The 24,620-nt window shown below is 36.2% G+C and carries 24 protein-coding genes and 4 tRNA genes; 23 read left to right on the top strand and 5 right to left on the bottom strand.

Annotation, left to right across the window (positions count from 1 at the left end):
• Window position 1: 1 nt before the first annotated feature.
• From EYS08_RS15425 to EYS08_RS15370, 12 genes are all read left to right on the top strand, one after another.
• The gene (locus EYS08_RS15425) at window positions 2–1,396 is read left to right on the top strand and encodes a radical SAM protein (protein WP_131030878.1); all 1,395 of its coding nucleotides are present in this window, start codon (window positions 2–4) and stop codon (window positions 1,394–1,396) included.
• A gap of 1 nt (window position 1,397) precedes the next feature.
• Window positions 1,398–1,592: a hypothetical protein gene (locus EYS08_RS15420; protein WP_131030877.1), complete on the top strand. Its 195-nt coding sequence runs from the start codon at window positions 1,398–1,400 to the stop codon at window positions 1,590–1,592.
• Between the two features lie 14 nt (window positions 1,593–1,606).
• Window positions 1,607–1,801, top strand: coding sequence for a hypothetical protein (locus EYS08_RS15415; RefSeq protein ID WP_131030876.1), 195 nt, complete (start codon window positions 1,607–1,609; stop codon window positions 1,799–1,801).
• A gap of 187 nt (window positions 1,802–1,988) precedes the next feature.
• Window positions 1,989–4,388 carry a phenylalanine--tRNA ligase subunit beta gene (pheT, locus tag EYS08_RS15410; protein WP_131030875.1) on the top strand — a complete coding sequence of 800 codons (2,400 nt, stop codon included), beginning with the start codon at window positions 1,989–1,991 and terminating at the stop codon, window positions 4,386–4,388.
• 31 nt (window positions 4,389–4,419) lie between these two features.
• Window positions 4,420–4,710: a hypothetical protein gene (locus EYS08_RS15405; protein WP_131030874.1), complete on the top strand. Its 291-nt coding sequence runs from the start codon at window positions 4,420–4,422 to the stop codon at window positions 4,708–4,710.
• A gap of 33 nt (window positions 4,711–4,743) precedes the next feature.
• A complete protein-coding gene (locus tag EYS08_RS15400; protein ID WP_086545136.1) occupies window positions 4,744–5,034 on the top strand; it encodes a cell division protein ZapA in 291 nt (96 codons plus the stop codon).
• A gap of 309 nt (window positions 5,035–5,343) precedes the next feature.
• Complete coding sequence (gene rny, locus EYS08_RS15395; RefSeq protein ID WP_131030873.1) at window positions 5,344–6,915, top strand: ribonuclease Y; 1,572 nt, start codon at window positions 5,344–5,346, stop codon at window positions 6,913–6,915.
• 222 nt (window positions 6,916–7,137) lie between these two features.
• Window positions 7,138–7,653, top strand: a complete 516-nt coding sequence (locus EYS08_RS15390; protein ID WP_131030872.1) for an Mpo1 family 2-hydroxy fatty acid dioxygenase — start codon at window positions 7,138–7,140, stop codon at window positions 7,651–7,653.
• A gap of 111 nt (window positions 7,654–7,764) precedes the next feature.
• On the top strand, window positions 7,765–10,581 hold the full coding sequence (locus EYS08_RS15385; RefSeq protein WP_165456477.1) for a TonB-dependent receptor: 2,817 nt from the start codon (window positions 7,765–7,767) through the stop codon (window positions 10,579–10,581).
• Window positions 10,582–10,710: 129 nt separating this feature from the next.
• The gene (locus tag EYS08_RS15380) at window positions 10,711–11,913 is read left to right on the top strand and encodes a hypothetical protein (RefSeq protein ID WP_131030870.1); all 1,203 of its coding nucleotides are present in this window, start codon (window positions 10,711–10,713) and stop codon (window positions 11,911–11,913) included.
• Between the two features lie 210 nt (window positions 11,914–12,123).
• Complete coding sequence (locus tag EYS08_RS15375) at window positions 12,124–12,432, top strand: hypothetical protein (protein ID WP_131030869.1); 309 nt, start codon at window positions 12,124–12,126, stop codon at window positions 12,430–12,432.
• Window position 12,433: 1 nt separating this feature from the next.
• Window positions 12,434–13,342 carry a hypothetical protein gene (locus tag EYS08_RS15370; RefSeq protein ID WP_131030868.1) on the top strand — a complete coding sequence of 303 codons (909 nt, stop codon included), beginning with the start codon at window positions 12,434–12,436 and terminating at the stop codon, window positions 13,340–13,342.
• Window positions 13,343–13,717: 375 nt separating this feature from the next.
• Here the strand turns inward: EYS08_RS15370 and EYS08_RS15365 are convergent, their stop codons facing one another.
• On the bottom strand, window positions 13,718–14,023 hold the full coding sequence (locus EYS08_RS15365; RefSeq protein WP_131030867.1) for a hypothetical protein: 306 nt from the start codon (window positions 14,021–14,023) through the stop codon (window positions 13,718–13,720).
• A gap of 149 nt (window positions 14,024–14,172) precedes the next feature.
• Here EYS08_RS15365 and EYS08_RS25780 point away from each other — a divergent pair, with 149 nt between their 5' ends.
• A complete protein-coding gene (locus EYS08_RS25780; RefSeq protein ID WP_165456476.1) occupies window positions 14,173–14,325 on the top strand; it encodes a hypothetical protein in 153 nt (50 codons plus the stop codon).
• Here EYS08_RS25780 and EYS08_RS15360 read toward each other — a convergent pair.
• The 3 genes from EYS08_RS15360 to EYS08_RS15350 form a co-directional block, all read right to left on the bottom strand.
• Window positions 14,322–14,597 carry a hypothetical protein gene (locus EYS08_RS15360; protein ID WP_131030866.1) on the bottom strand — a complete coding sequence of 92 codons (276 nt, stop codon included), beginning with the start codon at window positions 14,595–14,597 and terminating at the stop codon, window positions 14,322–14,324. The genes EYS08_RS25780 and EYS08_RS15360 overlap by 4 nt on opposite strands.
• Before the next feature lie 115 nt (window positions 14,598–14,712).
• Entirely contained in the window at window positions 14,713–15,867 is a 1,155-nt protein-coding gene (locus EYS08_RS15355; protein WP_131030865.1) for a hypothetical protein, read from the bottom strand.
• Between the two features lie 383 nt (window positions 15,868–16,250).
• The gene (locus EYS08_RS15350; RefSeq protein WP_131030864.1) at window positions 16,251–18,002 is read right to left on the bottom strand and encodes a lysophospholipid acyltransferase family protein; all 1,752 of its coding nucleotides are present in this window, start codon (window positions 18,000–18,002) and stop codon (window positions 16,251–16,253) included.
• 94 nt (window positions 18,003–18,096) lie between these two features.
• Here EYS08_RS15350 and EYS08_RS15345 point away from each other — a divergent pair, with 94 nt between their 5' ends.
• The 3 genes from EYS08_RS15345 (at window position 18,097) to EYS08_RS25775 (ending at window position 21,301) form a co-directional block, all read left to right on the top strand.
• Entirely contained in the window at window positions 18,097–18,996 is a 900-nt protein-coding gene (locus EYS08_RS15345; protein WP_131030863.1) for a ComEA family DNA-binding protein, read from the top strand.
• 761 nt (window positions 18,997–19,757) lie between these two features.
• Window positions 19,758–20,912: an acyl-CoA dehydrogenase family protein gene (locus tag EYS08_RS15340; RefSeq protein ID WP_131030862.1), complete on the top strand. Its 1,155-nt coding sequence runs from the start codon at window positions 19,758–19,760 to the stop codon at window positions 20,910–20,912.
• Between the two features lie 215 nt (window positions 20,913–21,127).
• Window positions 21,128–21,301, top strand: coding sequence for a DUF6496 domain-containing protein (locus EYS08_RS25775; RefSeq protein WP_165456475.1), 174 nt, complete (start codon window positions 21,128–21,130; stop codon window positions 21,299–21,301).
• A gap of 100 nt (window positions 21,302–21,401) precedes the next feature.
• Here the strand turns inward: EYS08_RS25775 and EYS08_RS15335 are convergent, their stop codons facing one another.
• Window positions 21,402–21,788 (bottom strand): hypothetical protein, encoded by a 387-nt coding sequence (locus tag EYS08_RS15335; RefSeq protein WP_131030861.1) that lies wholly within the window; start codon window positions 21,786–21,788, stop codon window positions 21,402–21,404.
• Window positions 21,789–21,956: 168 nt separating this feature from the next.
• On the opposite strand from EYS08_RS15335, the gene rpsU reads away from it, so the two are divergent.
• The 7 genes from rpsU (at window position 21,957) to EYS08_RS15300 (ending at window position 24,603) form a co-directional block, all read left to right on the top strand.
• Window positions 21,957–22,151: a 30S ribosomal protein S21 gene (gene rpsU / locus EYS08_RS15330; RefSeq protein ID WP_086549247.1), complete on the top strand. Its 195-nt coding sequence runs from the start codon at window positions 21,957–21,959 to the stop codon at window positions 22,149–22,151.
• 163 nt (window positions 22,152–22,314) lie between these two features.
• Window positions 22,315–23,199, top strand: coding sequence for a tyrosine-type recombinase/integrase (locus tag EYS08_RS15325; protein ID WP_131030860.1), 885 nt, complete (start codon window positions 22,315–22,317; stop codon window positions 23,197–23,199).
• 14 nt (window positions 23,200–23,213) lie between these two features.
• Window positions 23,214–23,561, top strand: coding sequence for a ribosome hibernation-promoting factor, HPF/YfiA family (gene hpf / locus EYS08_RS15320; protein WP_025143266.1), 348 nt, complete (start codon window positions 23,214–23,216; stop codon window positions 23,559–23,561).
• A gap of 537 nt (window positions 23,562–24,098) precedes the next feature.
• Window positions 24,099–24,171: transfer RNA gene (locus tag EYS08_RS15315), tRNA-Thr, on the top strand.
• A gap of 38 nt (window positions 24,172–24,209) precedes the next feature.
• A tRNA-Tyr gene (locus EYS08_RS15310) sits at window positions 24,210–24,292 on the top strand.
• Window positions 24,293–24,373: 81 nt separating this feature from the next.
• Window positions 24,374–24,449 (top strand) — tRNA-Gly (locus EYS08_RS15305).
• Window positions 24,450–24,531: 82 nt separating this feature from the next.
• Window positions 24,532–24,603, top strand: a tRNA-Thr gene (locus EYS08_RS15300).
• The last annotated feature ends 17 nt before the right edge of the window (window positions 24,604–24,620 follow it).

The following is a 24,620-nucleotide window of genomic DNA, read 5'->3' as shown; positions in this document are numbered from 1 at the left end:
TATGGCCAATACCAGAGATTATATATACTACGATTATACTAAAAGTCTTTGCCCCGAATGTTTACAGCTTTGCGATGCGAAAATTGTTTTTCAGGATGCCAAGGTATTTATGCTGAAAAACTGCAGAACGCATGGCGATAGCAAAGTAATGATTGCTGATGATGTAGAATATTACAAACAGATCAGGAATTACAATAAACAGTCGGAAATGCCGCTTAAGTTTAATACCAAAGTGCATTATGGCTGCCCTTACGATTGCGGCCTGTGTACCGATCATGAACAGCATTCGTGTTTAACCGTAATAGAGGTTACTGATCGTTGCAACCTTGCCTGTCCAACATGTTATGCCATGTCGTCGCCAAGTTATGGCAGGCACCGTACGCTGGAAGAAATAGAACGGATGATGGATGTTGTGGTGGCTAATGAGGGTGAACCCGATGTGGTTCAACTTTCGGGAGGAGAACCAACCGTACATCCCGATTTTTTTAAGATTTTAGACCTTGCCAAAACAAAGCCCATTAAACACTTAATGGTGAATACGAATGGCATCAGGATTGCAAAAGATATTGGCTTTGTAGAGAAATTAGCAAGCTATATGCCCGATTTTGAAATCTACCTGCAGTTTGATAGTTTCAGCGCCGAAGTATTAACCAAGCTAAGGGGAGAAGACCTTACCGAAGTAAGAAGAAAAGCCATCGATCACCTCAATCAGTTTAATGTATCTACTACTTTGGTGGTTACTTTGCAAAATGGCCTTAACGATCATGAAATTGGCGATATTTTAGATTATGCACTTAAACAGAAATGTGTTCGCGGTGTTACTTTCCAGCCTACTCAGGTTGCCGGAAGAAATGATGATTATAATGATCAACAGGGAAGAATCACCCTAACTGAGGTGCGCAGAAAAATTTATGAGCAATACCCAACCTTTACCCCACAAGATTTAATTCCTGTGCCATGCAACCCCGATGCATTGTGTATGGCTTATGCATTAAAGATCGGCGATGAGGTAATGCCGATGACACACCTGATCAATCCGGAAGATTTACTCAACAATTCAAAAAATACTATCGTTTTCGAACACGATGAAAAATTGAAAGAACACATGCTGAATTTGTTTAGTACGGGTGTTTCGGTAGATTGTGCGGAAGATACCTTTGGCGAATTAATGTGTTGCCTGCCAAGGGTAAAATCAGATAGTTTAAGTTACGATAATTTATTTCGGATTATCATCATGAATTTTATGGATCCGCTGGATTTTGATGTACGTGCTGTTAAAAAGTCATGCGTGCACATTGTGAGCGATAAATATAAAATGGTACCCTTCGAAACCATGAATATTTTTTACCGCGACAACAAAATAGATCTGATCAGGGAAAAATTAAATATGAACTAACATGGAAGGTTTATTCGGATTATTTATTGTTTATTGTCTTACCGCTGTTGTACTCTTTGTTGTGGGGATTATTCAGATTATTATCAAATCATCAAGGAAAGAACCTGTAAAGTTTGGGTTAAAATTGCTTATTATTTCAGTAATTATGATGGTGATTGGTTTTGGTGCCTGTGCGGTATTGCTCTTTAACAGTTAATATCGGGTACGGCTATGGAACTTTTTATTGTATATTGGGTAGTTGTCGCATTGTTGTTTGTAATAGGCATCATTCAGATCATCGTGAAAGCTGCGAAAAATCAACCAGTTAAACCCGGCCTTAAACTGGTTATTGCATCTGTTATAATGCTGGTAATAGGAGCAGGAGCATGTGCAGTAATTCTATCTAATTTAAATATTGGCCATTAATCATTTTTATTATGTTCTTGAACCAAAATTTTAGCGCCCGTAAGTCTCAAATCTCATGTCTGGAATCTCAAATCCCGATAATTTAACTTTCTCCTTTGACCTTTAAATAATATCTTTGCGTTTTATAGAAATAGAGTATCAGTCGAGATTTGTCTTGATACCTGATACTCATTACCTGATACTCCAAATGAAAATATCATATAACTGGTTAAAACAATTCGTACAGATCGATAAAACACCTCAAGAGCTTTCGTTAATTCTTACCAATGTTGGTTTAGAAGTAGAAAGTGTAGAAAAAGTGCAGCCTGTTGTGGGCGGTTTAGAAGGCTTGGTTATCGGCGAAGTATTAACCTGTGTTCAGCATCCCAATGCCGATCGTTTGCGCATTACTACGGTAAACGTGGGTGGTAAAGAAAACCTTCAGATTGTTTGTGGTGCTCCAAATGTAGGTGCTGGCCAAAAAGTAGTAGTAGCTACAGTGGGTACTACGGTATATCCTTTAGAGGGCGAACCTTTTAAAATCAAAGAATCAAAAATCAGGGGAGAACTTTCTCAAGGGATGATCTGTGCTGAAGATGAAATTGGTTTGGGTAAATCGCATGATGGGATTATGATCCTTGCTGATGATACTGAAATCGGGATCCGTGCTAAAGACCATTTCAAAATGGATGATGATTTTGTTTTCGAAATCGGATTAACACCAAACCGTGCTGATGCGGCTTCTCACTTAGGTGTGGCGAGAGATTTGGCCGCTTATTTCAGAAGTGAATATGAAATACCTGATCTTTCAGCTTTTAAAACAGATAACGAAAACCTGGTAATTCCGGTAGAGGTAGAAGATTTAGCCGCTTGTCCGCGTTATAGCAGCCTAACACTTTCTGGGGTTACCGTAAAAGAATCGCCAGAGTGGTTAAAAGATAAATTAAAGGTAATTGGTTTACGTCCGATCAATAATGTGGTTGATATTACCAATTATATCCTTCATGGTTTAGGTCAGCCTTTACATGCTTTCGATGCCGATAAAATTACCGGTGGAAAAGTAATCGTGAAAAAAGTTGCAGAAGGAACGCCTTTTGTAACCCTTGATGATGTAGAACGTAAGTTGGGTGCAGATGATTTAATGATCTGCAATGCCGAAACGCCAATGTGTATCGCAGGTGTTTTTGGTGGAAAATCTTCTGGTGTTGATGCCAATACCAAAAATATTTTCTTAGAAAGTGCTTACTTTAATTCGGTTTCTGTTCGTAAAACTTCAAAAAGGCACGGATTAAAAACTGATGCCTCTTTCCGCTACGAGCGTGGTACCGATCCGGAGATTACGGTTACGGCTTTAAAATATGCAGCGTTATTAATTAAAGAACTGGCTGGCGGGGAAATCTCTTCATCAGTATCCGATATTTATCCAAGTCATATCAAGCCTTTCGAGTTTGAAGTAAGTTATACCAACATCAATAAATTAATTGGTGCAAATATTCCATCGGCCGAAATTAAACACATTATTACTGCTTTAGGTATTGCGGCAACCAATACCTCTGAAGATACTTTGGCTTTAAGAGTACCGTCGTTTAAAGTTGATGTAACCCGCGAATGTGATATTACAGAAGAGGTATTGCGTATTTACGGTTATAACAATATAGAAATCCCTTCAAAGGTAAATGCATCGCTTTCTTACAGCATTAAGCCTGAGAAAGAAAATACGCATAACGTAATTGCAGATATGCTTACCTCAAACGGTTATGCAGAAATTATGTGCAACTCGTTAACTAAATCGGCCTATTCGAAAAATTTAGACGAAGCCGTATTTATTTTAAATCCCTTAAGCAGCGATTTAAATGTAATGCGTCAGCATTTATTGATGCCTGCATTAGAGAGTGTAGCTTACAACCAGAACCGTAAAAATGCTGATGTGAAGTTTTATGAATTCGGTAAAACCTATCATTTAATTAATGAGCAGTATGTAGAGCGCTCAAGGTTATTATTGTTGATCTCGGGTGCTAAACAGAGCGAGCAATGGAACCACAATGCTAAATCGATTACCTTTTATAACTTAAAATCGGCAGTTGATGCCATTATAAGCCGTTTGGGTATTGCAAGCTATCAAACCGATACCTTAAACGATGAAAACTTTGCTTACGGAATTAAATATTTCCGTGGAGATAAAACCCTGGTAAGTTTCGGCGCCGTTTCAAAAGCCGACCGTAAAGTAGCAGATGTAAACGCTGAGGTTTTTTATGCCGATTTTGATTGGGCAGCTTTGTTGGATATTGTAAGGAAAAATAAAATCGTGAACAAAGAAGTTTCTAAGTACCCGCAAGTACGTAGAGATTTATCTTTATTGATCGATCAGGCGGTAACTTTCGATACCTTAAAAGGCATTGCTTTCAAAACCGATAAAAAGCTGATCAAAGAGGTTGGTGTGTTTGATGTATATGTAGGTGACAAATTACCGGAGGGTAAAAAATCGTACGCCCTGAATTTCATTTTGCAGGATGAGGAACAAACCTTAACCGATAAGCAGATCGAAAATACGATGCAAAAACTAATCGCGAATTTAACAGCACAAGCTGGAGCAGAAATTAGGAAATAAAATATAAATTCGTATTTTTAGAAATAAATTCATGACTTCTGTTGCAGATCAATTAGATAAGGTATTACAAAAAACGGCTCAGGTATTGGAGCTATGTAATGCGCTACAGGAAGAAAATGATTTATTAAAGCTTGAAAATCAATCGTTAAAAGTAGCGCTCGATACAGCGAAAGGCAAAAATGTAGAACTTGATGAAAAATTAAGGGTTACAAAATTGGCTAAAAGTATAGAGGGGGCAAGTGAGAAGTCGCTTGACATTAAACAAAAAATTAACGATTTTGTGCGGGAGATTGATAAGAGTATTGCATTATTAAAAAAATAATGATGCAGAGAAATCAGAAACTAAGCTAAACAAATGGGAGAAATCTCGATTAAAATAACCATTTCCGACCGTATTTATCCACTAAAGGTGAATATGGAAGAGGAAGAAATTGTGAGACGGGCAGCAAAAATGATCAACGAGCGCATAAAAGATTATCAGGATAATTATGCGGTTAGAGATAAGCAGGATCTTCTTTCTATGGCAGTATTGCACTATGCAACAGCTGTATTAAGAACAGAAAACAAAGTACAAAGCCAGGATACTGCTGTTGCCGATAAAGTTGAAGAATTGGATGTTTTACTCAGTAATTTCTTTTCAAAATAAGGTTCGTTCTTTCGGCGATTCGTCACTCTGAACTTGTTTCAGAGCCTATTTAATAAGATCCTAAAATAAATCCGATAGCTATCGGATTAGGATGACGACGCTAATATTAGCATAAAAACATAGCCGCAGCTAGTTTTTGAGTTTCAAATTTTATAAAACTTAACACTTCAATATCTATAGGGTTAAGAGGGCGTATTTCATCTGCTATGGCACCTGAAAATGGCTTAAACCCTAATTATGCTTAGTTGAGGTTTAAAATGTATGAGACTTTAAAAATTAGTTGCGGTTTTTTTTTACTTAAAAAACAAAATGGAAATAGTTGAAATATTAGGATACGTATTTGCCGTAATAGCGGGTATAGCTATCGGAGTGGTGGTAGGAAGATTCCTCCTGCGTAACTTGCTTAAACAGCAGGAAGTTGCCGCACAGAACAAAGTGAAAAAGATTTTAAAAGATGCAGAAAACAATGCAGAGATCTTAAAAAAGAATAAACTTTTAGAAGCAAAAGAAAAGTTTTTGCAAATGAAAGCTGAGCATGAGCAAGAAGTGAATGCCAAAAACAACAACATTAACCAACGCGAAAATACCATGAAGCAGAAAGAGCAATCGGTAAATCAGCGTATGGAAAATTTTAATAAAAAAGAACAAGAACTCGATAAGCAAAAAAGCGTTTTAGAAAAGCAAACCGAAATTGCGGTTAAAAAGCAAGAAGAAGTTGAAGTGCTTAAAAACCAACACCTAAAACAATTAGAAACCATTGCTGGTCTATCTGCCGAAGAAGCTAAAGAGCAATTGGTAGAAAATCTGAAACAAGAGGCCCGTACACAGGCAATGATGCAGGTGAAGGATATTGTTGATGAAGCAAAGTTAACAGCGAGCAAAGAAGCTAAAAAAGTAGTCATCCAAACCATTCAGCGTACCGCTACCGAAGCTGCAATTGAAAATTCGGTTTCTATTTTTCATATCGAAAGCGATGAGATTAAAGGCCGCGTTATTGGTAGAGAAGGTAGAAATATCCGCGCTTTAGAAGCCGCTACCGGTATTGAGATTATTGTGGATGATACACCAGAGGCAATTATTTTGTCAGGTTTCGATCCGGTAAGAAGGGAAATTGCCCGTTTGGCTTTACACCGTTTGGTAACAGATGGTCGTATCCACCCAGCTCGTATTGAGGAAATTGTAGCGAAAACCAAAAAACAGATCGAAGACGAAATTGTAGAGATTGGTGAGCGTACAGTAATCGATTTGGGTATCCATGGTTTGCACCCCGAGTTGATCCGTATGGTTGGCCGTATGCGTTACCGTTCATCTTACGGACAAAACCTTTTACATCACTCCCGTGAGGTAGCGAATTTCTGTGCAACGATGGCTGCCGAATTAGGCTTAAATGCTAAAATGGCCAAACGTGCAGGTTTATTACATGATATAGGTAAAGTACCTGATGATAATCCTGAATTGCCACACGCAATTTTAGGTATGCAACTGGCCGAAAAATATAAAGAGCACCCTGAAATTTGTAATGCTATTGGCGCCCACCACGATGAAATTGAGATGACTTCAATGATCTCTCCAATTGTGCAGGCTTGTGATGCGATTTCTGGTGCTCGTCCAGGTGCACGTCGTGAGGTGGTAGAAAGTTATATTAAACGCCTTAAAGATTTAGAAGAACTGGCTTTATCTTACCCTGGTGTAGAAAAAACGTTTGCAATTCAGGCTGGTAGAGAACTGCGCGTAATTGTAGAAAGTGAACGCATTACCGATGCACAGGCAGAACTTTTAGCTGCAGATATTTCTACACGTATTCAAACCGAAATGACTTATCCTGGTCAGATTAAGGTTACCGTAATCAGAGAAACCCGTTCTGTAGCATTTGCAAAATAAAGAAGGCAATTCGCCCACCGAATCATCATCCTGAACTTGTTTCAGGATCTTAGTAATAGAAAAGATGCTGAACTGAATTCAGCATGACGATTACGCTAGCCTCGGTTCGTGTCCTCACGAAACGAAATGTAGAAAAGGTTTGTGAAGACACAAACCTGGGCGAATGAATTAAACAAAACATTAAGCGATGGATATTCCATCGCTTTTTTTTATTTTTACATAATGAGCAAGAGAACCATAACGATCGAACCAAAGCGGCCAGTAGATGTGCTTTTTGATAAGTATGCCGAAAGTCACCAAAATCCAACAAACAAGCTGGTGCACTGGATCTGTGTTCCTTTAATTGTATTCAGCTTACTGGGTTTGATCTGGCAGATCCCTTTTCCGCATATCGGTTTTTTAGGTAACTATAATGGTTTCTTTAACTGGGCATCTTTTCTATTGGCCTTTAGCTTGTATTATTACTTTACGCTTTCACCAGTATTGTTTTTTTTAATGATTTGGGTAGTAGGTTTAATGAGTTACATCATCGTAAAAATTGAGCAAGCGGTAGGCTTAGGTAGTGGAACTGCCTACGCTATTTATGCCGCTATATTTGTTGCGTCCTGGATTGGTCAGTTTATTGGGCATAAAATTGAAGGAAAGAAACCGTCATTTCTGGATGATGTTAAGTTCTTGTTAATAGGTCCGATCTGGTTATTGCACTTTATTTGCAAGAAAGTGGGTATTCGTTATTGATCCTGAAGGCACTTAACGTTTAGTTAACTTTAAGGTAAAAGAATGTTAATTAACACCTAACATGTAGTTAACACTGTGGTAATACTTTTGTCCTTATTAAATAAAGGCAAATTGGATTTACTAAACTCTTTTAAAAGAACGGCACTCACGGTGTTCGCTTTAACGATCAGCATACTTGCGTATGCGCAGACAGGGAAAATTTCTGGAACAGTTACCGATAAAAAAACGGGTGAGACCTTAATTGGGGTAACGGTTAAAATTAAAGGTACAACTAAAGGTACTTCTACAGGTGCTGATGGCAAATATACTATCGCTGCATTACAAGATGGTAAATTTGTAATAGAAGCATCTTACGTAGGTTATGCTACAAAGGAAGTACCAGCTGTTGAAGTAAATGGTGGAGGTACAACTACCTTAAACCTGACACTTGAAGAATCAAATTCTCAAAAATTAGCTGATGTACAAGTAAAGGGTGTAGCTGGTAGAGAAAGCGAAACTGCTTTGCTGTCATTGCAAAAGAATGCTATCGAGATTAAACAAGGTATCGGAATCCAGGAACTCTCTAGAAAAGGCGTAAGCGATGTTGAAGAAGGATTGACAAAAATTACCGGTATTACTAAGGTAGACGGCAGAGGTTTATTTGTAAGAGGCTTAGAAGACAGGTATAATAACTTATTAATAAACGGTTTAGCGGTACCTTCTAACAATCCTTTCAAAAAGATTATTCCTTTAGATCTTTTTCCAACTGATATTGTCAGCGTTTTAGAAACCTACAAAACATTCAACTCAGGTTTATACGGCGATTTCGCTGGCGGAACATTCAATATTGTAACCGCTAAGGGCGAAAAAGCAGTAACTAAAATTAATATTGGAACAAGCTTTATCTCGAACAGTACTTTTAAGAAATTCTTGAGGGCAGAAGATGCTACATCCTTTGGTAGTTATTTAGGTTTTAATGGTGATGGAAGAGCTTTGCCTAAAGTTTTTGGAAAGGCCCCGTCTGCTTATACCATGTCGTCTAATGAAGCACTTTCGCAATTTGGTTCTGGTTTCGATGTTGATAATGGCAAGGCTCCTTTAAATACAAGCGTTGGTATTTTACATACACAAAAATTCAATCTTGAAAACCAAAGGTCTTTCCAGTATTTAATCTCTATTAATACAGATAATAATTTTCAAATAAGAGAAGGTGTAGATCGTTTTTTTAATACCGCACAAGGTATTTATGATAATAACCTGTACACAACAACCAATAGGTTTTCTACTAATTCATCTATACTCGGAGCCTTAAACTACGTTACCAAAAGATTAAGTTTAAGTTTTAATGCCTTTTACTTAAAAGGGACTGAAAACTTGATTCAAGATCAATTGGGTTATACCAATAGCCAAGCTACGGTTAACAATACCTTTATAAGGTTAAATCAGTTACAAAAAACTGATTTTTATACCGGGCAAACTTTTGCGAATTATAAAATAACTGAAGATGATGCGCATAGTATAAAAGCTGGTATTTCCTATTCAAAGACAAAATATCAATTGCCAGACAGAAAATCTTTCAGAGGATCTCTTATTGATGAGAACACTACATCAGTAAATTATTCTGGTAACAGTATATATAGACAATATATGGATTTTGATGGGGACTTCTTTGGGTCGGGCATGTTAGAGTACAACTTTAAATTTGGGAACGAAGACTTAACAAAAGCACATAAGCTGAGTGTCGGTTATAACGGTTCGTTTAACAAAGTAGCATCTAACTCCAGATTCGTAGTGTCACAAAATCTAGCATCTAATACAACAAGTTTTGATACAAATGAACCTGATCAAACCTTGGTGAACGAAATTGCTCAGGGTAACTTTACTTATAGAGAAGGTAGTAATGCTACATACGCAGCTACAATGCAAGAAAGTGTAAATGCTGGTTATGTTGATTTAGCATTTAGATTTAATGACAGATTAAACCTAAATGCGGGAGCAAGGTTCGAGCAGTCTCAGCGCTTAACAAGATTTAGAAATCCGGGTAGTTTTGATGAACCATTCCAAAGATCTACTAAAAATAATTTCAATATTTTGCCAGCAGCTAACTTGAAATATAGTATAACAGAGAATTCGAATTTTAGACTATCTGCTTCAAAAACAATAACAAAGCCTGTAATCATGGAGGCATTTCCGTTAGAATTTGTTAATCCTGACGCAACCATAGAAAGCGGTAACCCAAATATCGTGAATAGTAATAATTATAATTTCGATGCGAAGTATGAGTTGTTCCCAACTAGTAAAGAAATGTTTGCCATTACAGCATTTGCCAAGTATTTAGAAAACCCGATCGAACGTTTATTTCTACAGACTGCAGGTAGTGGTGGTTTACAAATTACCTATAACAATTCAAAAAAGGCAGTGCTTTATGGAGCTGAAATTGAATTCTTGTTGCAGTTATCAAGAATAAACGAATCGCTTTCGAACTTCTCGGTTGGCTTCAACACTTCATTAATGTATACTAAGACTACCATTGATGTGGCTAAGAACAGTGTAGAGACCGCCGCCATCGGTAATGATAATACCCGTAAGTTACAAGGTGCTTCTCCTTGGTTGATCAATGCAGATATCAAACACGAATCAGACTTTACTAAAAAATGGAAAAGTACAATGACATTGGCTTACAATATTTATGGCGAGCGTATTTATGCAGTAGGTACAAATGGATTGGATAATTACTATGAAAAGCCTTTTGGTAAGTTGGATTTTATCTGGAATAATAAACTTTCTGGTAAGTGGGATTTAAAACTTGGGGTAGAGAATATCCTGAATCCGACATATAGAATAGAATTAGGCGAAGAAAGTATCATAAAGATATACGAAAACGATTTAACTGTTAAAGATTATAAAAGAGGAGTTGGTGTATCACTAGGTTTAGGCTATACATTTTAACCTCTAGTTGTTTACGATTTGTTAACCCATGATTGATGTAAGCTTAAAGTTGGGTTAATGTATTGAAAACATTGAGGTGGTAAATTTACATTCAAGGAAAACTAAAATATATTATAAAAAAGAATTAAAATGAAAAAATTACTTTATGCAATTGCTGTTTCAGCTACAATTTTTACGGGCTGTTCAAAAGATGATGATGATCAACCAATAATAAAGGTGCCTGTTCAAGGTGAAATCACCGGAAATATTACAGCTAACAGAACTTTAGCTTTTGGTAATTATACTTTAAAAGGGCTAGTGAAAATTCAATCTGGTGTTACCTTAACAATAGAACCAGGTAGTACCTTTACTGCAGATCAAGCTGATGGCGAAGATGGATTAGTAGTTTTAAATGGTGGTAAATTAATCGCTAATGGTACAGCAGATGAGCCAATCGTTTTTACAGCTAAAACCAAATTGGGCGGACAATGGGCTGGTATTATCATGTATGGTGATGCACCAATAGTAAATTCTGCAACGGCTACGGGTACTCAAACAGCAAAATCAGAAGATGGCCAAGATTTAAGCTATGGTGGTACTAATGCCGCACACAATGGTGGTTCGTTAAAATACGTAAGAGTTGAATATGCTGGTTTGGTATTTAATAATAACACAAGAGAGCACAACGGATTTTCATTTTATTCTGTAGGATCAGGTACAGTTTTAGAAAACTTAGTATCATACAAAGGAAACGATGATGGTTTTGAATTTTACGGTGGTACTGTAAGTGCTAAAAATTTAATCTCTTATGGCAATACCGATGATTCATTCGATTGGCAAGATGGCTGGAGAGGCCAGGATAATACCAATTGGTTTGCTTATCAAACAGGCATTGCTAACTACGGAATGGAAATTGAAGCCAAAGGTGTAAATAATGCATTTTGGCCTAAAGCTACGAACATTACCCTTAAAAGAGCAGCTGGTACAACTACAGAATCAAACTCGGAAAAGCAGTATGATGCTATACAATTTAAATCACACGGTAATGGTGATTTTAGTAATATTGTTATTGATGGTTACGCTTCAGTTGAATCTGGTTTCGGATCGGCAGTTCAAATTCGCGATTTGGCTACATATACTGAGCAAGTTGTTGGTGGTAAGATTAAATTGAATAATGTAAAAGTAACGAATACGCCAGTATTATTTCTTTCGCAAAATTCTGGTGGTGCGTTTACTGTGAACGCAGCTAGTTTCGGTGCAAACTGGTCAGTATCAACAACTGCTACAGGTGCTTCTTTAACAAAAGGAAAATGGTCAACTGTTGATGGTTTAGATTTGTTAGCTAATTTATAAGATATAAGAATACTTATCCTTTATAAGAATTTTTGAAAAGGGTGTTTGCCGTTAAGGCAAATACCCTTTTTTGTTAATATTATTTCGAGTATAATTAATTGCTATTTTGTTTTTATGTAATGTATTTTTATTTGATGTTCATTGGCTTATTTATTCTTAAACTTCATTCATAGTTAATTTTTATTTAACCTATTGTATGTATTTTTAGTTATGAAAAATCTAAATACCTATGTTCTTAAAATTGCAATAGTTGCAGTTTTATCAATCTCCTCCCTAACGGGTTGTAAAAAAGATGAAGTCAAAATCGAACCTGTTACTAAAACAACGGAAGTATCAGAAATTGAGTTTTCAAAACTACTACAGTTTGTTTCTATAACTACCACTGCGCCAAAGGATCAAATTGTATACAATGAAAAGAACAAAGAATTTGTTGTATATGGTTGGTATCATAAAAGTTTAGCAGATGTTCAATCTGAGTACGATACTGCAAATGAATATAAAGCCACATATGAGAAATAATATGAAAAAACAGATATTCATTTTGTTAGCTATTATGGTAATAGCTACAGGTTCGTATGCTCAGGTAACATTACAGTCATTTCAAATTGGACAGAACTATTTGCAAGGAACGTCTCTTAAAGTACCAAATATAAATGCACCGACTCCTTTTAAAATTCTTGTCTCAGTACTGAGAGGTGCTAATTCCAATGGAGGATTTGTTTCTGGTAATTGTATAATCAAACTATATTACACAGAAAATCAAAGTAGTGATTCAAATATTCCTGATGATCCATCAAGTGTACTCTTACTGACAAAAAATATTACATCTTCAGACTATAGTTCTAATCAGGCCACTTTAGCTGATTTGGATGCATCATTGCCAGCGAATAAGCAATATGGTAAATTAATTCTGAGGTTTGAATATTTAGATAATCAAAATATAAATCGTATAAGTTACTCCTCCACTAGATATGGGATTTATGTAGTACCTCCAGATGTTCCCCCATTACCAATTACAATAAATTCAGTTAATAAAGTAGAAACGATTCTATTTGGAACTGACTGTGGCTTTGCTCACGCTTACGGTACTTCATACAATCCTAATGGTCACATGGAGAATGGTGTCTGGAAGTTTGCATATGACATTTCTTTTACTAGAAATAATGCTTCAATCTTGGATAGCGATATATATTGGGAATGGGAAGTTGCAGACATGTCTAACTATCCTGTAACTGAAAAGCAGTTTTTAGTATATCCTTATGGAACCATTAAAGGCACGCAGATGAACGGAAGTAAAAAAGTTCTTGTAGAAGCAAATGACTACTTAGATGAATATGACTCGAAAGTTTTTGTAAGGGCTAAGTCAAGGTCTACAGGAGCGATTTTATCTTCTACTTTCTCCATTTATTTTACAGCTGTTAATCATTAAATTTTAAAGAAAAGCCAGATACCTCTCCAATACGTTGTCTATTAAGCGAGGCCATAACGGTGATATTGCGTAAGGCATAAATTTACTGTTGGAGGGCTGTGGTATAAATGGTATCGTATATGACGAAACGATAGGGGGGTACAACTGAAACAACTCTAGGAATAGGATATTCCCTGCTTCTGGTAATTATCAGTTACAATTTGCCATTTCTGGTGGCAAGTATACAATACCAGTAAGGGCAACGAAAAATATTGACGTTCAGTAATAATTCTTTTAAGCCTATTGGTTAGCTGATGAGTTTGATTATTCTTTAAAAGAAATAAAGTGGGTGCTCATCATAACGGAGAACACCCGCTTTATTTTATAACAGTATTTTTATACTGTCTCTTTAACCTCTGCTTTTGCTTTCTTTTCTGCAGCAGGTTTAACCGTTTTTGCCTTTGGAGCTGCAGGAGCAACTTTTTCTTCTTTGATATATGGCGTTATAGAATCATCTTGAGTAATGAAAGTAACTTTTTTAGTTAATTGCTTTGCAAATTTTTCGATTACTTTATCGGTTTTTTTTGCTTTGCCATACTGGGTAACAAGTTCGTTAAATGCAAGGGCTAATTTCGATTCTAATTCTTTCCGTAATTTTTTGCTTGTCGAATGATTTTTCGACTTGGATTTATTCTTTTTCATTTAGAGCTTATGGGATTTCTCCAAAGATAAAAAAACAGAAAGTTAAATTAATATTATGATTATGTTAACACTTGGCTTGGTGCTTAACATGTAAAATATTTCTCATAACTTAGGTTAAATCACATAGGTTAGAATTTAATCGAACGAATATGAACTATCCAATATTAATCGGCGTTGCAGTTCTGGTCATCATTTTAATTGCTTACCTGATTAAAAGAAACCAAAAGGATAAGAAGGCGTTTGAAGAAGAGATCATTCAATCAGAACTTCCGCCTGAAAAAGACGATAAAGAAAATATTTAAAAACTATTTCCTGGTGCGATGTCGCCGCCCAGATCCAGTGTATTCTGGAAACCTTCCAGGTATTGAAGTAAATGCCGTTCCGCATTTGCGTAAGAAGTAAATGTTGATGCCGGTTCATAAGCATCAGAATCAGTTTTACTTTTGTAAAATGAACTGATCTTGAAAACGAAAACTTTGTCATCATTAATCGGCGACATAATTCTAGCCTTTATAGCGTGACCGTTCACCTCAACAAAAAATTCCTTTAAAACGGTATAGATAATAGCAGACATAGACAAGGTTTTAGATTTAACTCAATATGAGAAATCTAAATTACCTTAAATAGCTAATGAATCAACCTGTTATTGATAAAATAACGATTTTTTAACATTAATTTAATATGAAGGCTTATTTCTTAGTAGGCTCGTATGCATAAACCACTTCATATTTACTGTTCTTGAAATTTGAAGAAAGTTGTCCGATTTTTAGATTCTGAGCCTGGGGTGTAGGCTCGCAGTACGAATACTTTTTACCTTTATAAGTAATCGGTTCACCAACCGGTTTGTCAAACTGAACAGCAATAGTTAAATGTTTAGGGTATAGCAAGGCAATCATCGGCAGGTTGTATATTTCCTTAACCAAATAGAAAAATAGTGCCGCCCGGTCATCGCAATCGCTGTGGGTACTTAATAATGTTTGTTCAGGCGAGAAACGTTTTTCCTTGCCGAAATTTTCACCGTCATCTTCATATAAAAAACCATAACGGGTAAATCTCATCAGGTAATCGACACCTTTTTTCTGATCCATGCCTTTCAGGTTTTCTTTCAAGGTGGGAATAAGAGAGCTGTAGGTTTCCCGGCTCAAAGGAATATTAAAATAACTCTCAAAATCTACTACCGGATAATTTTTGAAAATGGTTTGTACATCCTCATTAACTTTTAGCTTAAAATGATGGATTTTTTGACGGTAACTAAATTCGATATCTTTTTGCTGGTAACTTTCGGGTTTAAAATCGGGCATTCGGGTAACCTTATAGGAGAAAGGATTTTTAGCCTCTGGAATTGAAATCTTAACGGGCTTGTAAGCATCCGCCTGTTTAAACAGTTTGCCATAATCGTGGTAATTTAGGCACATAAACTTTTTATCGTCAATCATAAAAAACGGAATATCGCTAATATCCTCCTCGTTTCTTACATAAAAGATAACCTGATCATTGCCCACAGCTAACCTTGCATCGTACCCGCATTTACTCAGTAAAAACCATTTGTATAAAGTATAGCCAAAATAATTATCTGCTTTCGGACTAATCTGTTCGGCTGTTTTGCGGATCAGTTGATAATAAATCCAGTCGTTTAAATGATATTTTTTCTGGTATTTTTCTAAAGATGAGATAAGAGGTGCGTATTGGCCAGAAGAGATGCGGTTATAAAAGTTTGAAACGGCTGATGTAGTTGCTGTTTTTGGTATTGGAAAAACGACTGAAGAATCGATACTAAAGTTGAAAGTCCCATTATAAAAATCGAAAGAATAGTTCTGTCCTTTCGAGATAATGGTATTCATCATCAGGCAAACGAACAAAATGGTCCTCAAAATATATGTGTAAATCCCTCTTTTCAAACCGCTCTATATTTGGTTACATTAAATTTACTTATTATTAACATAAAAGCAACAATTTCTTTATGTGAACAATTTTAGTGCTGCTTAACGTAGTGTTAACATTAAAGGCGGTTCAGAGAGATTGAAAAATGCTTAGGTGTAGAAAGTAATCTGTTTAGAAACATTCTTTCATATTCATAAACGAATTCTATAAATAACATTTCATTAATACCAATTTAACAAGGCAGACTTACTTTTGTGGCATAAATATTTGGTTAGTATTTATAAAGTTTAGGTTAGTTGATAATAAAAAACCCAGATGGATGTCTGGGTTTTTTTATTGAATTAATTTATAGATTCTTACCGAGTTTTTCGAGCATTTCTGGTGGAATATTATGTGTATCAACCACTAAGAAGCCATCTAAACAATCAGAAAATTTAGGATCGATATTGAATGAGATTATCTTCGCATTCAGGTTCATATACTGCCTCAACAATACGGGGATTTTAATATGCGAATTTTCAATGTCTCCGATGATGCTGTCTAAATCTTTGAATGATTCACTACTATCAACCAATGTATCGGTAGAAATTGGTAAAAGGTCAGCCTTGAATTTGTTTCTTGGTTTAACATATTTAGCCATCTCATAATCGAAATGGTTTTTGGTAATGTAATCTACAATTAGGGCCTTACTAAATTTAGAGAAGTTGTTGCTAATACTCACCGGCCCGAACATGTAGCGGTACTGTGGGTTATCGATCAGGTATTTTAAAATGCCCTTCCAAAGCAAAAATAATGGAAGTGGTTTACCCTGGTATTCTTTTCTGATCCACGATCTGCCCAGCTCGATTCCTTGTCTCAACATTGGGTAAAACTGATCTTTCATTTTAAACAGTTCAGACAGGTAGAAGCCACGGCGGCCCATGCTTTCTAAAATCTCATCACCTTTACCAATCCGGTAGGCACCTACAATATTTTCTAAATCCTTATCCCATATAAATAAGTGGTTATAGTAAATATCGTAATTATCAAGATCAATTTTTTTGTTGGTTCCTTCACCAACCTCGCGGAAAGTAATTTCACGCAAACGGCCAATTTCTCTTAAAATATTCGGGATTTTTAACGTCGGAACAATGTATACTTCGTAGTTTTTCTCTGTCCAAACCCTGAAATCTTCCAGAAGTTCAACCTCATTTTTAATTAAAAGCCTTGAAGTTTCTTCAATTACCTCAGCAGGTTTCTTTTTAATCTTAAATAAGTTTAACGGATTAAAGAGTTTTTTCTCCGTATCTAATCCAACACCAAGTGCATACGTACGGGCCCTTAAAAAGTCCATCAGTTTATTACTGCTGTTCATGTGCGAAATTTCAGATACGGCTATTGGTTTGCCAACGCGTACCTTAATGGTGCGGCCATGTTTATTTAGAAACTCCGAAGGTAACTTCGCTGTACGCAGGGTAGGGTGGATGAAGCTTAAAATGTTAAAGAAAACACCGTTATTGCCGTGAAAATAAATAGGTACAACGGGCACTTTTGCTTTAGCAATCAGTTTTCCAACAACAGGATGCCACATCCTGTCGGTTACCTGTTGGGCATCCAACTTAAAGGTAGAAACCTCTCCTGCAGGGAAAATACCAATTGGTGTTCCATTTCTAAGCAAATCAAAAGTAGTTTTTAATCCACTGATACTTGAAGAATGTTGAACATTTTCGAAAGGATTTACCGCAACAAAAAATTCATCAAGGTTTGGTATTTTTTTCAAAATGAAATTGACCATCACCTTTGCATCAGGCCTAACCGTACACAATAGTTTAACTAAAGCCAAACCTTCTACACCACCATAAGGGTGATTTGCAATAGCAATAAAAGGGCCTGTTTTCGGAATACTATTTAAATCATCATCATCAAATTCTATAGAAACGCCAATGGTTTCTAATATCTTGTCTACAAATTCTAAGCCTTTAAAGTGTTGGTTTTGAGCGAATACGTCATTGATGTCGTTCAGTTTCATGATCTCCATCATTAAGCCCGCTAAACCTGGTACACCTAGCTTATCTATCTTTGTTGCTTTTGCAAACTCAGATGTAGTTATGATCTTCATATAAATTCTTAGATTGTTGATAGGCAAAACCTGTTCTGTTTTGCAATTCCAAAAATAAGATTTATATTTATAATACACATGTCATATCGCATCAATGAGAATTTGGCTCAACAAAAATTTTGGTGTTAGCAAAAGTGAATTTAATGGATTGCTATTCCTGGTCTTTATTATTATTGTAATTAAGGCAACACCTATAATGTATGGCTATTATCAGCCCGTTTCAAATGATGGTTCAGATCTTTTAGCACAAATTCAGAAGATAACCATAACAGATCGGGTATATGCCAATACCATTCGTGACCGGATTGAAAATTCAAATCCCGAAAAAACGGTTAAACTTTTCAAATTCAATCCCAACACTTTAGATGCACTGGGTTGGCAAACTTTAGGTTTATCAGCAAAACAGGCACAATCGATTTTGAATTATACCGCTAAGGGCGGTAAGTTTTACAGAGCTGAAGATCTTCAGAAAATGTATACCATTTCGCCGGAAATGTATAAAAAGATATTGCCTTATGTTAACATACCCGATCAGTCCATCAACGCCTCAAGAAAATATGCACCCTTCGAAAAAAAGGAATATGCTGAAAAAACTTTAGTAATCGTCGATATTAATAAGGCCGATTCTGCACAATTGGATGAGATAAAAGGCATTGGCGGAACTTTTGCGCTTAGAATTATTAAATACCGTGAACGTTTAGGCGGTTTTTACAAGAAAGAGCAGCTGCTCGAAGTTTATGGCTTAGATTCTAATAAGTATGCCGAAATTAAAGACCAGATTGAAATCAGTAATGCCCCATTAAAAACAATAAATATAAATACAGCAACGTTTAACGATTTAAAGCGTAATCCATATCTTTCTTTTAAACAGATGAATGCCATTATTCAATACCGTAAGCAGCATGGCAATTATGCTAACCCATCCGATTTAAAAAAGATCATCATTTTAAACCAACAGGTTATTGATAAGATTACGCCTTATATTTCTTTTTAGAAGCTCATGATTATACTTTAAGCATTTTGAAAAGCAGTAACGTGCCCATTCAATTTCAATTATTTGCAAGGTTTAAAAAGACAGACTTTCAATTTGATTTGGAAAGCAATGATTGTGCTAATCGGTTCCGAAAGCCCTGCTTTACACTTTACTCACCCGATTAAAAAAAAATCGGGATTTGTGTTCGTTTCAATCAGGTTTAATTATGGAGGAACAGTGCGCTTAAACCCAAATCATTGTGCCGGCCGCGCCACCTAAACCTCACCGGAACGAACACGGAGTGCAACGGAGTAAAGTGGAGGGCAGGGCTGAATAACGCCAAACGCTGCTGTACCTGATTTGCAAAAAGATAACCAAGTTAAAAATTATGTATCTCCTATTCCAGCTTAGTTATAGGAATTAATTGCTTGCAAGGTCTAAAAAGAATCCATTTTGGCCAAAAGATGCTTTCTGTTCAGTAAGTTTTTCCTGCGAGCCGTCATACTGAGCTTGTTTCAGTATCCATGATGCTGTTTAAAGATTCCTGAGCTGTTATTACCTTATCCTCTCGTTCAATCGAAAACGCCATTATCTAAAATTATTCGGCTATAGTTGTAAGAAAAATAGAAAAAAAATTTCACCGCTAATTTCAAGGTTTAAAATTAACCGATAAACTAATTGAACCGAATACCATTTCATTCTGTAATTGCACAAATATTTAATGGTAACTAACTATCAAATAATTGTTTATAATTGCCTCAACTAACTAAAATATAAATTTAATGAGCGTAAGCTTCGATTTTTCAGAAACAGAAACTCAGCAGAGTGTAAAGGCCATGGTCCGCGATTTTGCAGAGAAAAACATTCGTCCACATATCATGGAATGGGATGAGACACAGTATTTCCCTGTCGAATTGTTTAAACAGCTCGGAGAATTGGGCTTAATGGGCGTTTTGGTTCCCGAAGAATATGGAGGCTCTGGATTGGGCTATCAGGAATATGTTGATGTAATTGTAGAAGTGGCCCGGGTTTGTGGCTCAATCGGCTTATCGCTGGCTGCACACAACTCTTTATGTACCGGCCATATCATGGCATTTGCCAATGCAGAACAGAAGCAAAAGTGGTTACCCAAGCTGGCTACGGCCGAATGGATTGGTGCCTGGGGATTAACCGAAGCCAATACAGGTTCTGATGCGTTGAGAATGATGACTACCGCTGTTGAAGATGGAGACGACTATATCATAAATGGTGCAAAAAACTGGATTACCCATGGTAAAAGTGGCGATATTGCAGTGGTAATGGTAAGAACAGGGGAGCAGGGAAGCTCTAAAGGGATTTCGGCCATTGTGGTAGAGCGTGGTACACCAGGTTTTACAGCAGGCAAAAAAGAAAATAAATTAGGCATGCGTGCATCAGAAACCACAGAAATGATTTTTGATAACTGCCGTGTGCCAAAGGCTAATTTATTGGGTAATGTTGGCGAAGGTTTTAAACAGGCCATGAAAGTTTTAGATGGCGGAAGGATTTCTATTGCGGCATTGGCATTAGGTATTGCAAAAGGTGCTTTTGATGCTGCAGTAGCTTATTCAAAACAGCGCCAGCAGTTTGGTCAGCCCATTGCCAGCTTTCAGGCCATTAGTTTTAAACTGGCTGATATGGCTACCGAAATCGAAGCAGCCGAATTATTGATCCGCCAGGCGGCAGATTTAAAGAACAGGCATTTGCCTATGACGAAAGAATCGGCCATGGCGAAATATTTTGCCTCAGAGGTTTCGGTAAGGGTAGCAACAGACGCTGTTCAGATATTTGGCGGTTATGGTTATACCAAAGATTTTCCGGTAGAAAAATTTTATCGCGATAGTAAATTATGTACAATAGGCGAAGGAACATCTGAAATACAAAAGATTGTAATCGCCAGAGAAGTATTATCAAGGTAGGGGGTTTAAGGTAGAAGGTTTAGGGCTTATGCATCGAACCTCATGCCTTAAACCTTTCGTCTTCAACCTTATAAATAATAAACCAAATATATTATGAGTAATCCGGACGGTTTAACCACCTCCGGATTTTTTTTGTTTTAAAATTTTCGAAACCAATACCCGGCCAGTAGTGTTTTTTACTAAAGACTAAAGACTAAAGACTAAAGACTAAAGACATGGCAAAGTATTCAGAAAAAGCTGGTGAGAAAGTAGAAAAAACCATTCACGAAATGAAAGAGGGTAAGCTTAAAAGCGGATCAGGTAAAAAAGTGACTTCCAAAAAGCAGGCAGTTGCTATCGGATTATCGGAAGCCAGGAAAGAAGGAGCGAAGGTGCCGAAAAAAGGTTAGGAGGTAAAGGGTTTACGGTGTAAGGTTTTAAAACTAATCTTCAAAATAATAATTCCCCCTAAACCCTAAACCCTAAACCCTAAACCCTAAACCCTAAGCCCTATTGCGGTATATCTTTAGTAGTTAAAATGCTATCTACCACATAAACGCTAAATCCGCGCCAAGGAAGGGTATTTTTATATTCTTTATAGTGGAGTTCGTAAAACTTGCCGCTATTGGCCATCATTTTATCTGCAATTTCTTTATTTGCAATAGAAAACTCAAACTCATTATTTTGTAGTGTTCCTGCTTGTCTGGATTTTACCCCACTCTGGATCAATTTCCCTTCGTAGGTTTTAAACAGATAGCCTTTCTTTACTACATAATTTAATTCTCCGGCTTTAACGCCTTCGCCAAAAACAAAGAAATACCGATAATAGCAAATTGCTACCAGTAAAATAACGACTATAACCGTGATAATTATGCCTACTTTTTTGCCTGTTGTCATATCATATAATGTATATATAAATGTAGGTAAACAACAGTTTAATTCAACTAACGATTTAAATAAATTTTCTTTTTATAAAACCTTTCTCATTTTCAATATTTTGCTTACATTTGCAGCCCCGATAGCACGGGAAATTTTAAAAACCACGAGAGGAGGTATTTCAGCGTTATGATCATTATCAACATTAAAGACGGCGAATCATTAGATAAAGCCCTTAAACGTTTCAAGAAAAAGTTTGAAAAAACTGGTGTATTGAGAGAACTACGTAGTCGCCAAGCATACGAGAAAAAATCCGTTGCTCGCCGTACTGAAATTAAACATGCTGTTTACATTCAGAATATGAATCAAGATACAACTGCATAGTTGTTTAAGATATAGATATGTTAAAGTCCTCCCGATGTAAAATCGGGAGGACTTTTTTGTTTTAAAAAGAAATCAAAAACTTTACAATAAACAATTAATTAATGATTTCTTTATATCAAAACTATTTGTAACTTCATATCAATGCCTCTTAAAAAGATATTGAATGTTGCTAAAAAGTTTTATAACCTATTTAACTCACGAGAAGCGCTATTCTCAGCACACCATTACCTCTTATCAAACAGATTTAGATCAGTTTGAAGAGTATGTCAATATTACATTCGAGCTAAACTTTTTAGAAGTTAAGCATATTCACCTAAGGAGCTATATGGTAGACCTGATGGAGAAGAAAGTATCAGAACATACTATCAATAGAAAAATTTCAACATTAAGAAGCTTTTATAAATTTTTACAGCGAAGCGGAAAGATTGATCAAAATCCTACCGTTTTAATTAAAGCACCAAAAATACCCAAAAGGTTACCCGTATTTGTTGATTCGCAAAAGATGGATCAGCTGTTGGACTCGGAGCATTATTTTAATGAAAGTTTCTCTTCTGTTCGCGATCATCTGGTAATTGAGTTGCTTTTTGGTACTGGCATGCGTTTAACAGAACTACTCCAGCTAAAAGATACTGATATTGATATTTATTCGGGAACAATAAAGGTATTGGGTAAAAGAAATAAGGAACGGATCATTCCTGTAAATAAACAGCTTATCAATCAGGTAAATACCTATATTGAGCTAAAAAAGTTGCAAAACTTTAATAACAATTTGCCTATCTTAATCGTTACCAATACAGGTGCAGCGGCATATCCAAAATTAATATACCGTATTGTTACCTCATACCTAAACCACGTATCAACCAATGAGAAGAAAAGTCCCCACGTGCTTCGGCACAGTTATGCAACAAGCCTGCTAAATGCAGGAGCAGATCTAAATGCAATTAAAGAACTTTTGGGTCACGCCAGCTTAGCGGCAACCCAGGTTTACACCCACAATTCGATCGAAAGATTAAAAACAATTTATAAACAAGCCCATCCAAAGGCATAAAAAAAGGAGGAAAAATGAAAATCGGAGTTCAATCAATCCACTTCAGTGCAGACAGTAAGTTGTTAGATTTTATACAAAAAAAGGCAAATAAGCTAGATCAGTTTTTCGACCAGATCATTAGCGGAGAAGTGTATTTAAAGTTAGAGAACGTAGAGGACGAGGCCAATAAGATTAGTGAGATAAAACTCATTGTACCGGGTGGGACCCTCTTTGCTAAAGAACAATGTAAATCATTTGAAGAAGCCACAGATCTGGCAATTGAATCGTTAAGAAAGCAGATTACTAAACATAAAGATAAAACACGCGCAAAATTAAGTGAGCATAAAGCAATTTTAAGCGAAAGCGAAGCTGCTGATTACTAAAAATTAGTATAATTTTAAGAAAAGGCAACATGATTAATCATTATGTTGCCTTTTTTATGGACTATAGCGAGGAATTTACTATTGTTTTTGACTAATACATTATGGTATCGATTGATTTTTTTTAAAAATTTAATAAGGATGTAAACAGTTTTGTGGTGTTAAAGGATATAATAAGTGGTAGCTGGAAAGCGCCAGGGCTTGAGGGCAAGTGCAATTAAACTTAAAAACCGATTCATATTCGTTAGAACACAGAAAAAGTTAAAAAAAATAATACAATTTTAAGCGGAAGCAAAGCGACTGATTATGAAGTACCTATTATTTTAAATCGTCTTAATTGAGTGAGAGGGCTAAAAATTTCACTATTTTTTTTCAAATTTATTTTGAAGTGAAATATAAGTGTGTATATTTGCATTCCCTTTCGGAAACGGTGTTAGGCCAAGAAGAAAAGGCTTGTTCTTTAAAAAGATAAAAGTTTTAAAAAAACACGTTAATAGTATGAAAAATGAAGATTTTTCGTATCATTGCACAAAATTTAAAGCCTCCTTAGCTCAGCTGGTAGAGCAACTGACTTGTAATCAGTAGGTCATTGGTTCGATTCCGATAGGAGGCTCTTTTTATTTTAAAGTGTTAGCATTTTAAAGTAAAAATGGGGAGATTCCAGAGCGGCCAAATGGGACAGACTGTAACTCTGTTATCGCAAGATTTCGAAGGTTCGAATCCTTCTCTCCCCACACTTTAAATGAACGACCAAATGTTTTAATGAGAGATTATTTCTATCATTCTTTCATTCAATCAATCACTAGTTTTTAAAAGCGGAAGTAGCTCAGTTGGTAGAGCGATAGCCTTCCAAGCTATAGGTCGCGAGTTCGAACCTCGTCTTCCGCTCCAATAAAAATTAGAAAGTGGGCAGTTATCGGTAACAGTTTTAATTTGTTTAAAACTAAAAAAGGCTGGAACTGGAAACTAAAAAGCCGACTTAGCTCAGCGGTAGAGCACTTCCTTGGTAAGGAAGAGGTCATGGGTTCAATTCCCATAGTTGGCTCAGGATAATAAAGCTTT

It is taken from the genome of Pedobacter kyonggii, assembly GCF_004310665.1.
Taxonomy (GTDB): domain Bacteria; phylum Bacteroidota; class Bacteroidia; order Sphingobacteriales; family Sphingobacteriaceae; genus Pedobacter; species Pedobacter kyonggii.
Note: the sequence above shows the minus strand (reverse complement) of the source record. Positions and strands in the feature narration are given on the sequence as shown.

Coding starts and splice junctions, on each gene's coding strand:
- EYS08_RS15425 (WP_131030878.1), top strand. CDS start 2: ATGGCCAATACCAGAGATTATATATACTACGATTATACTAAAAGTCTT.
- EYS08_RS15420 (WP_131030877.1), top strand. CDS start 1,398: ATGGAAGGTTTATTCGGATTATTTATTGTTTATTGTCTTACCGCTGTT.
- EYS08_RS15415 (WP_131030876.1), top strand. CDS start 1,607: ATGGAACTTTTTATTGTATATTGGGTAGTTGTCGCATTGTTGTTTGTA.
- pheT (WP_131030875.1), top strand. CDS start 1,989: ATGAAAATATCATATAACTGGTTAAAACAATTCGTACAGATCGATAAA.
- EYS08_RS15405 (WP_131030874.1), top strand. CDS start 4,420: ATGACTTCTGTTGCAGATCAATTAGATAAGGTATTACAAAAAACGGCT.
- EYS08_RS15400 (WP_086545136.1), top strand. CDS start 4,744: ATGGGAGAAATCTCGATTAAAATAACCATTTCCGACCGTATTTATCCA.
- rny (WP_131030873.1), top strand. CDS start 5,344: ATGGAAATAGTTGAAATATTAGGATACGTATTTGCCGTAATAGCGGGT.
- EYS08_RS15390 (WP_131030872.1), top strand. CDS start 7,138: ATGAGCAAGAGAACCATAACGATCGAACCAAAGCGGCCAGTAGATGTG.
- EYS08_RS15380 (WP_131030870.1), top strand. CDS start 10,711: ATGAAAAAATTACTTTATGCAATTGCTGTTTCAGCTACAATTTTTACG.
- EYS08_RS15375 (WP_131030869.1), top strand. CDS start 12,124: ATGAAAAATCTAAATACCTATGTTCTTAAAATTGCAATAGTTGCAGTT.
- EYS08_RS15370 (WP_131030868.1), top strand. CDS start 12,434: ATGAAAAAACAGATATTCATTTTGTTAGCTATTATGGTAATAGCTACA.
- EYS08_RS15365 (WP_131030867.1), bottom strand. CDS start 14,023: ATGAAAAAGAATAAATCCAAGTCGAAAAATCATTCGACAAGCAAAAAA.
- EYS08_RS25780 (WP_165456476.1), top strand. CDS start 14,173: ATGAACTATCCAATATTAATCGGCGTTGCAGTTCTGGTCATCATTTTA.
- EYS08_RS15360 (WP_131030866.1), bottom strand. CDS start 14,597: ATGTCTGCTATTATCTATACCGTTTTAAAGGAATTTTTTGTTGAGGTG.
- EYS08_RS15355 (WP_131030865.1), bottom strand. CDS start 15,867: ATGATGAATACCATTATCTCGAAAGGACAGAACTATTCTTTCGATTTT.
- EYS08_RS15350 (WP_131030864.1), bottom strand. CDS start 18,002: ATGAAGATCATAACTACATCTGAGTTTGCAAAAGCAACAAAGATAGAT.
- EYS08_RS15345 (WP_131030863.1), top strand. CDS start 18,097: ATGAGAATTTGGCTCAACAAAAATTTTGGTGTTAGCAAAAGTGAATTT.
- EYS08_RS15340 (WP_131030862.1), top strand. CDS start 19,758: ATGAGCGTAAGCTTCGATTTTTCAGAAACAGAAACTCAGCAGAGTGTA.
- EYS08_RS25775 (WP_165456475.1), top strand. CDS start 21,128: ATGGCAAAGTATTCAGAAAAAGCTGGTGAGAAAGTAGAAAAAACCATT.
- EYS08_RS15335 (WP_131030861.1), bottom strand. CDS start 21,788: ATGACAACAGGCAAAAAAGTAGGCATAATTATCACGGTTATAGTCGTT.
- rpsU (WP_086549247.1), top strand. CDS start 21,957: ATGATCATTATCAACATTAAAGACGGCGAATCATTAGATAAAGCCCTT.
- EYS08_RS15325 (WP_131030860.1), top strand. CDS start 22,315: ATGTTGCTAAAAAGTTTTATAACCTATTTAACTCACGAGAAGCGCTAT.
- hpf (WP_025143266.1), top strand. CDS start 23,214: ATGAAAATCGGAGTTCAATCAATCCACTTCAGTGCAGACAGTAAGTTG.